The organism is Pseudotenacibaculum haliotis (assembly GCF_042684245.1).
Lineage (GTDB): Bacteria > Bacteroidota > Bacteroidia > Flavobacteriales > Flavobacteriaceae > Polaribacter > Polaribacter haliotis_A.
On record NZ_JBHULH010000002.1, the window covers coordinates 30292 to 42355 of the forward strand.

The window sequence follows — 12064 nt, forward strand, 5'->3', positions numbered from 1 at the left end:
AAAAGATTATGAAAACAAATAATAACAAATACAAAATACTTGTGCTCTCTGATCTAAAAGGAGACACAACAAGCACCTTAAGAAGCTCAGTAAACCTCGCCAAGATGATTGGCGGGGATGTTGAGTTCTTTCACGTTAAAAGTCCAACAGAGATCGTAGAAAACGATAATCAGTTAGCTGCCAATCGTGCTGTTAATTTAGAATTTACTTCTACAAACAAGAAGATCAAGAATATGATGAACTTGTTCTCTAAAGATTACGGTACTGAAACCAACATCAATTTCAAATTTACCTTTGGAAATGTAAAGAACGAGATCGAAAAACGTATCGATGAGGTGCAACCGGACATTATTGTCTTAGGAAAGAAAAAAGTAAAGCCGTTAAAGTTTATCGGTGACAACATCACCCAATTTATCTTGAAAAAACACCAAGGTTCTGTGATGATTGTTTCTGATAAGAACGGATTGGATTCAACTGAAGAAATATCTTTAGGAATACTCAATGGAAATAAGCAATCTTTCAGCATGGATTTTGCTGAAAGCCTTTTAGAAAATGTAAAAGGTCCTTTGAACTCTTTTAACATTGTAAAAGGAACAGATGCTATTGAAAAAGTACAGATTCCTACAGGTCAAAAAGTGGTTGAATATGTATTTGACGAAAATGATAATTCCATCAAAAACCTGTCTCACTATTTATTAAAAAATAATATTAACTTGTTATGCATAAATAGAGAGAGTAGAAAGCGTATTGGTAAGTCAAATATAGATCAAGCTATCGGAAAACTGAATGTTTCTCTCTTGGTAGCAAATTAATACAAACTAAAATCAACATTCTTAATTATAAAAATTATGAAAGCACATACTAAAGAAACACAAGCAGCAATTACACCAGATGCTGCCATCAATCTTTTAAAAGAAGGAAATGCAAGATTTGTAGCGAACAAAGCTGTAGATAGAGATTTACAAGAGCAAGTTGCTGATACAAGCGGCGGGCAGTTTCCTTTTGCAACTATTTTACACTGTATCGATTCTAGAGTTTCTGCAGAATTGGTGTTTGACCAAGGAATCGGAGACGTATTCAGTATTCGTATCGCAGGTAACTTTGTAAACGAAGATATTTTAGGAAGTATGGAGTTTGCTAGTAAGTTGGCAGGAACAAAAGTAGTAGTAGTTTTAGGACATACTGCTTGTGGAGCTGTTAAAGGAGCTTGTGATGATGCAAAATTAGGAAACTTAACTACTTTGATTAGTAAATTAAAGCCGGCAGTAGCAGCAGTTGAGTCGCCAGCAGACCCAAGTGAGCGTACTTCTCAAAACATAGATTTCGTAAACAATGTAGCTGAGAAAAATGTATACATGACTATGGACAACATCCGTTCTCAAAGTGCTGTTTTGAAAGAAATGGAAGATAACGGAGAAATCAAGATCGTTGGTGCTATGTATGACATCAAAGACGGTTCTGTAACATTTTACTAGTAAAAAGCGTTTATGAAAAAAGTAGTATTCATACTGGCATTAGCCTTAGTTTCTTTTTCTGCTAAAGCTCAAGAAAGCGGACCTGGAAATTGGTTGATCTATATTGGAAGTAAGCAACTGAACGAAAAATGGAACTTACACCACGAGATTCAGTATAGAAATTACAATGCTATAGGTGATCTGGAACAACTGTTGATCAGAACCGGATTGGGATATAACATTGGCTCAAGAAGCAATGTCTTATTGGGTTATGGATATATCAACTCTGAGAATTTCACAGGAAATGGTGATGATCAAACTACTGTAGAAGAACATAGAATCTTCCAGCAGTTCATTACCAAGCAAAATATCGGAAGTGTTACTTTACAACACCGTTATCGTTTCGAGCAACGTTTTGTTGAGAGTGACTTTAAAACACGTTTCCGTTATTTCTTAAGTCTTAATATTCCGTTCAAGAAAGAATCGAAATACTATTTATCTGCTTACAATGAGATTTTCTTAAACGGAGAATCTAGAGTTTTTGATAGAAATCGAATCTACGGAGGTTTAGGTTACAAGCTTAGAAAAGGAGTTAAAATAGAGCTAGGTTATATGAGCCAGGTTTTTGAAACTTCGAGCCGAGATCAGATCAATATTATTACATTAGTCAACTTTTAACATTGACAAAATAACTGTTAAAAAAGCCGATGAGTCTATTCATCGGTTTTTTTTTGCGCTAAATTTCCCTATTTTAGGACTTTACATTTAAAAACCTTACAACAGGCATGAAGAATCTTTTTTCTAATCTCCGTGGAGATATTTTCGGTGGTGTTACCGCTGGGATCGTTGCTCTTCCATTAGCTTTGGCTTTTGGTGTATCATCCGGCTTAGGTCCGGATGCAGGACTTTATGGTGCTATTTTCATCAGTTTTTTTGCAGCTTTATTTGGAGGAACTCCAACTCAGATCTCAGGCCCTACTGCCCCTATGACGGCAGTAAGTATGGTGATCATTGCCGGAATTATTGCGGCAAACGACGGAGACGTGAACAAAGCCTTGCCCGCTATCTTATTGGTATTCTTACTTGCCGGATTGATACAGATTGTATTAGGTTTGGCCGGAATAGGAAAATACATTCGATACATACCCTATCCGGTAGTATCGGGGTTTATGACGGCTATTGGGGTTATCATTCTAATTACTCAAATAGCTCCTTCTTTAGGATACAATCCAAAAGATGATGTAGAGTTTGTAAATCAATTCAAGCCTGAAGCAGAAGAAAGAATTTTAGAGAACATTTTAAAAGAAGAAGCCGGTGAAGGTATTCTTGTACTGGAAGACTTTAAAGAAACGATTGACAGAGCCGAAAAAATTACCCAAGACGATATTCTAAGAGAATCTCAAACACTGGCCGCAAAAGAAGCCTCAGGCGTTCTGGGGTCAATTAAAGTATTGCCTAGAATGATTCGAAACATCAATTGGTTAGAACTAGGTCTTTCCTTGGTAACCATTTTTATCATTTTCGGTTTCAAACGGATCACAACCAAAATACCGAGTACATTGGTAGCCTTAGTCGTCGTTTCAGGAGGAGCTGTTGCCTTTGGTCTGGATTACAATCCTATTCGAGAGATCCCAAGTGGATTCCCATCACCTAACTTAGGTATTTTTAAATCCTTTAGTATATCTGCCATCTCACCTTACATATTTACCGCTATTGCACTGGCTTTCTTAGGGGCTATTGACTCGTTGTTGACCAGTGTGGTTGCCGACAATATGACCAAGACCAAACACAAACCTAATCAGGAATTGATCGGTCAGGGAATTGGTAACAGTATTGCTTCTGTCTTTGGAGGAATTCCGGGAGCCGGAGCAACAATTCGTACGGTTGTAAATATTAATGCCGGAGGTAAAACCAAATTATCGGGAATGATTGCCGGGGTAATGTTATTGGTAATCATGTTAGGGTTTAGCTCTGTAGCATCTAAAATTCCCGCTGCTGTATTGGCCGGAATCTTAGTAACTGTAGGTATCGGAGTTATGGACTACAAAGGATTGCGTGCAATTCCTAGTTTACCTAAGGACACCAAGATCAAAATATTCAAAGTAATTTCTATAAAACTAAGTTCTGAAGTAATGATTATGTTGGTAGTGCTTATTTTATCGAGTTTATGGGATTTGGTAAATGCTGTAGGTATTGGACTTGTAATTGCATCATTGGTCTTTATGAAGCGTATCGGAGATCTCACAGGTCAGCGATCCGATGTCAAACCGCTTACTGAAGAACCTTGGGCTGATGAAGTGGGCCTTACAGCAGAATTAAAAGAGAAAGTCTTTATCAAACATATAAAAGGACCTTTATTCTTTGGCTCTACGAGCGACTTCCAGCAATTGGCCAAGCAGATACCTAAATCTGCATCTACCATTGTGATTCGTATGGATCGTATGCAATATATCGATCAATCCGGTTTGTATACGTTGGAAGATATTATTGTAGATCTTAAGAAAGAAGATAAGAATGTACTCTTCGTTGATGTTCAGACTCAACCTAGATATATGATGGAGCGAATTGATATGATTCCTGATCTGATTGGTGAAGAGTGTATCTTCGACGATTTTAAGGGGTCTTTAGAATGGATGAAGGAGCATAAAGACTCGTAAAACCTATTCTTCTTTTTTAGGTTTTATTTTTGTCATTTTTCCTTCCCAAGTTCTTCCACCCATAGAAGATTTGTAGTAAACTCTGTCTCCTTTCACTTTGGTGATTTTGATATGGAGTTTACTACCTAATCGAAATGGAAAATCTGGTAGTGTTACATCTTGAATAATCAGATAGTATTCGCAATCTGATACCCACTTGATGTTTGACTTGATGTAATATTTCTTGTCTTGATGATATTCTACGTGCTTACCTTCTTCAAATTGTACCAATACATCTTGTTTTGCCAATTTATAGACAAAAGAATTGTTCTTTAAAATAGTGCAGTCCTGAACCTCTCCTGTTCCAAAAGAGGCAACAAAAAGTAACGGAATTAAAAACTTAGCAACGATTTTCATAGAATTAATACTACTGCAATTTACTGTTTTTGTAAAAAACTAACAGTGTGGTTTATCTCAGTTTCTTCAGATTCGATCTCTTTTACAATTGAAGGGAATATTGTAGGTACGATACTCTTTACCGGAGCGTACAAGATCGAATTATCAAGGGTCTCTTTTCCTACAAAAGGAATTGCTCCATTGATCCTAGCAAAGAAAACAAAAATAACGCTCAAAATCAAAATACTTTTCAATAATGCAAAAACACCCCCTAAAATTTTATTAACTAGGCCTAAAGCTGCAAAATCTGCCACTTTCGTTAACATCTTTCCTAGAGAAGAAATAGCAATTACAATGGCAATAAACGTAATGGCAAAGGCTGTGAGTGATATATAATTTTCGTCCCAATCTACACGTTCTTCCAATAAATCTGCTGCAAAATATGAAAAGTGGATTGCTCCGAAAACTCCTCCAACCAACGCTATCAAAGAAGCAACCTCTACAAAAAAACCTTTCATGAAACCTCTTACAAAAGCGTAAATAAGGAGTGCGGCTATGATAATATCAAAAACGTTCATGAAGATTTCTTATTTGTTCAAATATAAGTAACTCGTCCTTATTTTTGAATCTTTCTTGTTTGTATCTTTATAACGATGTTTGCTTTAGTAGATTGTAATAACTTTTATACTTCTTGTGAGCGGGTATTTGACCCGAACTTGCAAGGAAAGCCTGTTGCCATTCTAAGCAATAATGATGGCTGTGTGATCTCTCGCAGCGATGAGGCAAAATCTATTGGGCTTCCTATGGGTGCTCCTATTTTTAAGTGGGAACGTTTTTGCAAGCAGAACAATATTCGAATCTTGTCTTCTAACTATCCGTTGTATGGCGATATGAGTGCGCGTGTAATGCGTATCTTAGAACAGTTTACTCCCGATGTAGAAGTCTACAGTATAGACGAAGCCTTTTTGGAGTTTAGAGGCTTTGATAAGTACGATTTTGACGATTACGGGCATCAAATTCGCAATCGGATTTTGAAATGGACAGGAATTCCTACTTGTGTAGGCATAGCACCTACCAAGGCACTGAGTAAAATAGCCAATAAAGTAGCCCGAAAGTTTCCAAAAGAAACGGGAGGTGTATATGTAATCGATTCTGAAGAAAAACGAATCAAAGCTCTAAAATGGATCAAACTAGGTAGTGTTTGGGGTATTGGATATCGTTTGCAAAAACGATTGAATGCTAAAGGGTGTAAAACAGGTTACGATTTTACTCAGCTATCTGACAGTTGGGTGCGAAAAAACTTTTCCATCACAGAATGGAAACTCAAAAAAGACCTGCAAGGTGTTTCTAAATTAGAATTAGACGTTCGGGAAACCAAACGTGCTATTGCCACCACTCGTAGCTTTGAGTATACGTATTCTGATATTGAAAACATTAAAGAACGTATCTCTACTTTTGCTTCTAGTTGTGCCGAGAAGTTGCGTACTCAAGGATCTAGCTGTCATATGGTTGTTGTTATGCTAAGCAGCGATCGACATAAAAAGGATAGCGAGCAACATAGAGGGTCTAAAACCGTTGTTTTTCCTTATCCTACAGATTCTACGCTTACCATTACCAATGCAGCAGTAGAAGCCATCAAAACTATTTTTAAACCCGGTATCAAATACAAACGTGCGGGTGTAATTGTAACCGGTTTGGTTCCTACAGACAATCATCAATTGGATTTGTTTGTTGGAGAAAATCCCAAACACAAACCATTGATGCATACTATTGATCATCTGAATAAAAAGTTTAAAGCCGATAAGATCAAACTAGGCAATCAAGACCTGGAACGAACCTGGAAAATGCGTCAAGAACGCTTATCACCTAAATACACCACAAAAATTTCCGATATTATCACTGTAAAATAAAAACTATGTCCCTTCAATTTTTTACACCCAAAACCTCTGATAGCAATGGTGCTATTTTTATCGATACCGGAATTTCGGCCGGATTTCCTTCGCCTGCTGATGACTTTCGTGAAACCCGTATCTCTTTAGATGAAGAGCTTATTGTAAATAAAGAGGCTACCTTCTTTGCTCGAGTAAGCGGACAATCTATGATTGGTGCCGGACTGGACGATAATGATCTTTTGGTTATTGATCGTAGTTTAGAGCCGGAACACAACAAAATTGCCGTGTGTTTTTTGGATGGCGAGTTTACCGTAAAACGACTCAAAGTAAAAAATGGAGAGGTTTGGTTGCAACCTGAAAATCCGGATTATCCTATCATCAAGATCACTGAAGAAAACAATTTTGTGATCTGGGGAATTGTAACCAATGTGATCAAAAAAGTATAGACTACCTGAAACCTATGAAAAAACTTCTCTTCCTTTTTTGTGCTGTTCTTTTGCTTAACGCATCTTATGCGCAAAAAACGGAAGTATATCAAGACACCATTCCTTTTAGAAATGATCTGGGACTCATTATCATTCCCATCACATTTAACGGCGTAGAAAAACAGTTTGCTTTTGATACGGGTGCTGAATATTCGGTGGCTTATGGTTGGGCTAAAGAGGATCTAAAGAAAACCAACAAAACAATGACCATTCATTCGTCTAGTGGACGAAAAAGTAGAATGCGTTTTTACAGTAGTGGATTGATTGAATTGGGAAGTAGAAAAATTAGAAAGCATCGCATTTTAAATGCTCCTAAAAACGAGATTTTCTCCTGTCATAAAGTAGATGGTATTCTGGGTGTAGATATTATCAAAGCGCTCAATTGGACGATTGATTATAAAAACAAGATTCTGATCATGTATCCTGCCAATTACTTTCCAAAAAAAGTGAAAAAGATGTATCCTTTGGATTTTGATTTTCGCAATCAGCGCCCTTATGTGTACTTAGCACTGAAAAAAAATCGACTTCGGTTTTTATTGGATACCGGAGCCGGAGGAACATCTAATATCTCTAAGCGAAATTATAACTTAACGGATTTAGACAAGTACAAACAGATTACTTTTTACAGTGGTAGTTTTGATGTGAATGGCATTTTAACTTCTTCTAAACCTACGGTTTTTCAACTTCCAAAAAAGACTTCAAAGAAAGTACAACTCTCTCCTATTGTTTATTACGACAACCTAAAATCAACCAAGATTGGCAACAGCTTATGGAAAGATCAAGAGCTGTTTTTAAGTCTAAAAAACAAACGACTATACCTAGCTTCTTCAGAAATTAATGAGAGCTACAGTAGTTATTCTTGTTCTGTCATGTTTATAAAAGGAAAGATGCGCATAGTGCGAATTCAAGAAGGAAGTGATGTATGGAATTTAGGGGTTCGTCAAGGAGACGAAGTTCTATCTTTTAACGGTAAGCAATTTTCAGATTTTTGTTCTATGGATCAATATCGCAGAGCAGTCATCAACTCCGGAAAATCTTTTACCATACAACTGACCAGCGGAAAAACAGTAACGATTTCTAAAAAGCCGTTGTTAGATTAGGTTGCTTTCTAATCTCTGATTTTCTTTAACACAAATTCCTTTCTTTTTTCCTTAGCTTTGAGACTCATAAAAACTTTTTTCATGCGAGTTCACTCTATCAAATTGCTATTTCTTTTCGTATTGGTTTCATTTATTTCTTGTGATCAAAAAAATGATGCCGGTACTGCCGCTGTAGACTATGTTATTTCTTTTCCTAATGCCGTTCATCACGAAGCAGAAGTTAGTGTTACTTTTTCGGAAGTTCCTTCGGGAATATTTGCTTTTCGTATGAGTAGAACTTCACCGGGAAGGTATGCTTTGCACGAGTTTGCAAAAAACGTTTACAATGTAAAAGCTACCAATGGAAAAGGAGAGCTTTTAGATATCACTCGCCCTGACCCATATCAATGGGTGGTAGAGAGCAATGACGGAACGGTTAATGTTTCTTATACATTGTTTGCCAACAGAGGTGGCGGAACCTATGCTCAGGTAGATGAAACGCATGCGCACTTGAACATTCCGGCTACTTTTATGTTTGCGCCTTCTCAAGCAAATAGACCAATAAATGTTGTTTTTGATGTAAGGGAAGATTTGAACTGGAAAGTGGCTACGCAATTGAAAAAGGAAGGTGGTAACAGATTTTCGGCTCCCGACTTACAGTACTTTATGGACAGTCCTACAGAGATTAGCAATCACCAAATCCGTGCTTTTGATGTAGAATCGAACGGAAAGAATTATACAATCAATTTTGTATTGCACCACAACGGAACCAGCGCAGAGCTGGATGCTTATTTTGAAGATGTAAAAGCGATTGTATTACAACAGAAAGAGGTCTTTGGCGAATTGCCTGATTTTGATTTTGGAGAGTATTTCTTCTTGGGTTGTTACATTCCGAATGCTAGTGGTGATGGAATGGAACACAGAAACTCAACCATTTTGACCACAACTAGAAGTTTGGCTGATGGCGGAGCCATCGGAACGGTTTCGCATGAGTTTTTCCACGCTTGGAATGTAGAGCGTATCCGGCCAAAATCTTTAGAACCTTTTGACTTTGAGGAAGCGAATATGAGTGGCGAATTGTGGTTTGCTGAAGGTTTTACCAGTTATTATACGAGTTTGATCTTATGTCGTGCTGATGTACGTACGGTAGAGCAATACATTAACGGACTAAATGGTGGATTTAATTATGTATGGAACTCTCCGGGAACTCAGTTTTTCAACCCTATTGAAATGAGTTATCAAGCTCCTTTTGTGGATGCGGCTCGTTCTGTAGACCCTGTGAATCGTGGAAATACATTTATCTCTTATTACACTTACGGAAGTGTTCTTGGTTTGGCCTTGGACTTGGCTTTGCGTAATGAAGAAGGTAATCTCAACCTGGACGATTATATGAAGCTGGTTTGGAATACCTACGGGAAAGAAGAGATTCCGTATACCATAGACAATTTGCATCAGGCACTGAATACTTATGCAGGAAAAGATTTTGGTGACGCTTTTTTTAACAACTATATATACGACAGTAAAATGCCGGATTACCAACGTTTGTTTGCTTCTGTAGGTGTGGCATTGAGTCAGGATGGTAAGACACCGTATTTTGGTGCTCGCGTGTCTAGCTCTCATAGAATTAGCAACGAGCCTACCATTGGATCTCCTGCCTACAAAGCAGGATTGGACAGTGGAGATACTATTTTGTCTGTAAACGGAAAAAAGCTGGACGCCAATACTTCTTTTGGTAGTCTTTTATCTACGTTTAAAACTGATGATGAAATTACCTTAGCGATTAACCGACATGGCAATGAGAAGACTTTAAAAGTAACATTGGCAAAAGATCCGCGTTATACCATACAACCGTATGAAAAAGTTGGGTTAGAGTTAACTCAGGGTATTCTAGACAAACGAAATGCTTGGTTGGGGAGGAAGTAAGGTTTTAGAATTTATTTGGTGTTAATGTTTTATGCTTGGATTGCGCTATGATAAATCCAAGTTATCAGGGTATAAAGCAAAAAATATAAACAGTGTTAAAATAAGCTTTTTATACATTTTTTATAATTATTATTATCGCAGATATTATCACTATAATTGGTAAAATTTTATCTTCTGCATCTCTTCTCTTAGAAAACGCGCTAGAATCAATCGGTTTCTTTTTTAAAAAGTAACTCCAGTATCCGTACAAAAGGCCTAAGACGAGAAGCCCTATCCCAATTAAAAGATATTCATTCATTTTTTATTAAGGTTTAGTTCCCTTAGTTGGTGAGGGAATAAATTTAGGTATATTGTAGCTTACTAAGTATCAGATACTAGTTGAAGCAACAAAAGAATTGTGTATAATATTCCAATTATAATTATAGCTTTAGAAACTCTTTTTCCTTTTGTATTAACCCATGTTTCATACTCGGCCTTTCTACTTAAATTTAATTTACCTATACTAAGTAGGTAAATACTAATTATTAGAATATAGAAGGCCAATGGATATAAAAAATTCATTGTTTTTATTTTAAGTTGTGCGAGGTAATTTCCTTTCTCCTTTTCATTTTCTATATAAGAAATCCCCAGCTGGTGCGCCCTCGCGTTCCAATAAAAATAAAAAAACTACGCTAATTTCTTAACGTAGTTTTTATTTACTCTATATACACATCTTCTACTTTACCACACGAAACACTTCGGCAAGCTCAGTGCAAGCATTTCCCGTAAATACGGGACAAGCTGTGCGGGAGCGGAACATTACTCTCTCTCATTAAAAAGTTCTTTTAATTTTTGTTCCAATTTTTCCCCTCTTAAGTTTCTAGCTATAATTGTTCCTTCATTATCAATTAAAACATTACTAGGAAGCTCAGTAACTCCATAAGTAAAGGCAACATCTGATTCTAGTCCTTTAGTATCTATAACATTCTCCCATAATAAACCATCTTTTTTTACTGCATTTAACCAACTTCTTTTAAATACATCAATAGAAACACCAAAAATTTCAAAACCGTTTAAATGATATTTTTTATACAATGATATTAAGTGTGGATTAGACTTTCTACAAGGAGCACACCAAGAAGTCCAAAACTCTATTAAAGTAAAAGTTGCCTTCACATCTGATAACGAAATTTCTTTGTTATGAATGTTTTTAAGTTTTATATCAACGAACTTATCTCCAATATTTAAATCTCTACTAACTTCTATAAAATGACTAATCTCACTTCCAACTTTTGAGTTCTTAGTTTCAATGCTCATGTTAGAAAATAATTTTTCAATCATTTCTTTCCCATACGCTTCTTTAATTAAAATTTTCCAATCATTTAAAGTAGAACTACCTATCAAGGTATTTGGAAAATCTTCTATAAAGTCTATGGTAACATTCAGTTCATCTATTCTGGCTTTCTCTTTAAGCTTTAATAGAAACTCCCTCTGCTTATCTGACAATGACCTATCTTTTAACAAAACTTTTAGGCTGTCTTGAAAATCATCAAATTTGTCAACTCTCAATAAAAATTTTTCTTGAAGTTTTTGAGTTTTTGAACCTTTGATAATAGCTTGTTTTAAGTTTTCAGTTTCAGATATCAATTGGATTTTGCTGTTCTCCAGCCAAAAAGATTTAAACCCTTCCTTTCCTTCAACTATGATTTCTACATTAATAGGCTCTCTTATAGTTCCTGTAAATAAAAATCGCTCATTTTGAATACGAGCAGTGTCAATAATCTTATTATTAGATTGAAGTTGGACAATAGAATTATTTCTAGAATTCTTAACGACACCTATAATTTCATATACCTCTTTTCTCTGGATCTCTTTTTTACAAGAAATTAAAATAAAAAAAGATATTATTAAAAATGATATAACTTTTCTCATGTTTGACACTTTCTTCTATGACGAAAAATATTAAATACTGTCGCAGAAATTTTTGTGAGAAAACCCTGCTCCTGCACGAATCTTTCGTGTGGTTATTCTAACTTAATAACCTAAAAACAGTCACATCTTTTATCAATCCTTGTTCTCCAGAATAATCTAAAACACTACTATATACATAATCTTCAGGATGATAAACCAACCCTGCTTCTACAGGATTATTATGAATATAATCTATCTTCTCTTTAATTACTTTATTACTCCATAATTCAATGGGTTTATTATCATGTC

Annotated in this window: 11 protein-coding genes and 1 pseudogene; 8 read left to right on the plus strand and 4 right to left on the minus strand. The window is 36.0% G+C overall.

Annotation, left to right across the window (positions count from 1 at the left end; translation table 11 throughout):
• Window positions 1-8: 8 nt before the first annotated feature.
• The 4 genes from ACFSRZ_RS05495 to ACFSRZ_RS05510 all read left to right on the plus strand — a co-directional run bounded on the left by ACFSRZ_RS05495 (window position 9) and on the right by ACFSRZ_RS05510 (window position 4111).
• Complete coding sequence (locus ACFSRZ_RS05495) at window positions 9-812, plus strand: universal stress protein (RefSeq protein ID WP_379665527.1); 804 nt, start codon at window positions 9-11, stop codon at window positions 810-812.
• A gap of 36 nt (window positions 813-848) precedes the next feature.
• Window positions 849-1475, plus strand: a complete 627-nt coding sequence (locus tag ACFSRZ_RS05500) for a carbonic anhydrase family protein (RefSeq protein WP_379665528.1) — start codon at window positions 849-851, stop codon at window positions 1473-1475.
• A 12-nt stretch (window positions 1476-1487) separates the two neighbouring features.
• A complete protein-coding gene (locus ACFSRZ_RS05505; protein ID WP_379665529.1) occupies window positions 1488-2132 on the plus strand; it encodes a DUF2490 domain-containing protein in 645 nt (214 codons plus the stop codon).
• 107 nt (window positions 2133-2239) lie between these two features.
• Complete coding sequence (locus ACFSRZ_RS05510; RefSeq protein WP_379665530.1) at window positions 2240-4111, plus strand: SulP family inorganic anion transporter; 1872 nt, start codon at window positions 2240-2242, stop codon at window positions 4109-4111.
• A 3-nt stretch (window positions 4112-4114) separates the two neighbouring features.
• Here ACFSRZ_RS05510 and ACFSRZ_RS05515 read toward each other — a convergent pair whose 3' ends face one another.
• Both ACFSRZ_RS05515 and ACFSRZ_RS05520 read right to left on the minus strand, forming a co-directional pair.
• Window positions 4115-4507 carry a hypothetical protein gene (locus ACFSRZ_RS05515; protein ID WP_379665531.1) on the minus strand — a complete coding sequence of 131 codons (393 nt, stop codon included), beginning with the start codon at window positions 4505-4507 and terminating at the stop codon, window positions 4115-4117.
• Window positions 4508-4527: 20 nt separating this feature from the next.
• Window positions 4528-5064 (minus strand): CvpA family protein, encoded by a 537-nt coding sequence (locus ACFSRZ_RS05520; protein WP_379665532.1) that lies wholly within the window; start codon window positions 5062-5064, stop codon window positions 4528-4530.
• A 75-nt stretch (window positions 5065-5139) separates the two neighbouring features.
• Between ACFSRZ_RS05520 and ACFSRZ_RS05525 the strand changes: the two genes are divergently transcribed.
• The 4 genes from ACFSRZ_RS05525 to ACFSRZ_RS05540 all read left to right on the plus strand — a co-directional run bounded on the left by ACFSRZ_RS05525 (window position 5140) and on the right by ACFSRZ_RS05540 (window position 9865).
• Entirely contained in the window at window positions 5140-6396 is a 1257-nt protein-coding gene (locus ACFSRZ_RS05525) for a Y-family DNA polymerase (RefSeq protein WP_379665533.1), read from the plus strand.
• A gap of 5 nt (window positions 6397-6401) precedes the next feature.
• Window positions 6402-6824: a LexA family protein gene (locus tag ACFSRZ_RS05530; RefSeq protein ID WP_379665534.1), complete on the plus strand. Its 423-nt coding sequence runs from the start codon at window positions 6402-6404 to the stop codon at window positions 6822-6824.
• A gap of 14 nt (window positions 6825-6838) precedes the next feature.
• Entirely contained in the window at window positions 6839-7963 is a 1125-nt protein-coding gene (locus ACFSRZ_RS05535; RefSeq protein WP_379665535.1) for an aspartyl protease family protein, read from the plus strand.
• Window positions 7964-8044: 81 nt separating this feature from the next.
• Entirely contained in the window at window positions 8045-9865 is a 1821-nt protein-coding gene (locus ACFSRZ_RS05540; protein WP_379665536.1) for a M61 family metallopeptidase, read from the plus strand.
• Between the two features lie 798 nt (window positions 9866-10663).
• On the opposite strand, the gene ACFSRZ_RS05545 is transcribed toward ACFSRZ_RS05540, so the two are convergent.
• Entirely contained in the window at window positions 10664-11776 is a 1113-nt protein-coding gene (locus ACFSRZ_RS05545; RefSeq protein ID WP_379665537.1) for a redoxin domain-containing protein, read from the minus strand.
• Window positions 11777-11873: 97 nt separating this feature from the next.
• Window positions 11874-12064: pseudogene (locus tag ACFSRZ_RS05550) on the minus strand (transposase); the annotation flags it as partial.

Coding starts and splice junctions, on each gene's coding strand:
- ACFSRZ_RS05495 (WP_379665527.1), top strand. CDS start 9: ATGAAAACAAATAATAACAAATACAAAATACTTGTGCTCTCTGATCTA.
- ACFSRZ_RS05500 (WP_379665528.1), top strand. CDS start 849: ATGAAAGCACATACTAAAGAAACACAAGCAGCAATTACACCAGATGCT.
- ACFSRZ_RS05505 (WP_379665529.1), top strand. CDS start 1,488: ATGAAAAAAGTAGTATTCATACTGGCATTAGCCTTAGTTTCTTTTTCT.
- ACFSRZ_RS05510 (WP_379665530.1), top strand. CDS start 2,240: ATGAAGAATCTTTTTTCTAATCTCCGTGGAGATATTTTCGGTGGTGTT.
- ACFSRZ_RS05515 (WP_379665531.1), bottom strand. CDS start 4,507: ATGAAAATCGTTGCTAAGTTTTTAATTCCGTTACTTTTTGTTGCCTCT.
- ACFSRZ_RS05520 (WP_379665532.1), bottom strand. CDS start 5,064: ATGAACGTTTTTGATATTATCATAGCCGCACTCCTTATTTACGCTTTT.
- ACFSRZ_RS05525 (WP_379665533.1), top strand. CDS start 5,140: ATGTTTGCTTTAGTAGATTGTAATAACTTTTATACTTCTTGTGAGCGG.
- ACFSRZ_RS05530 (WP_379665534.1), top strand. CDS start 6,402: ATGTCCCTTCAATTTTTTACACCCAAAACCTCTGATAGCAATGGTGCT.
- ACFSRZ_RS05535 (WP_379665535.1), top strand. CDS start 6,839: ATGAAAAAACTTCTCTTCCTTTTTTGTGCTGTTCTTTTGCTTAACGCA.
- ACFSRZ_RS05540 (WP_379665536.1), top strand. CDS start 8,045: ATGCGAGTTCACTCTATCAAATTGCTATTTCTTTTCGTATTGGTTTCA.
- ACFSRZ_RS05545 (WP_379665537.1), bottom strand. CDS start 11,776: ATGAGAAAAGTTATATCATTTTTAATAATATCTTTTTTTATTTTAATT.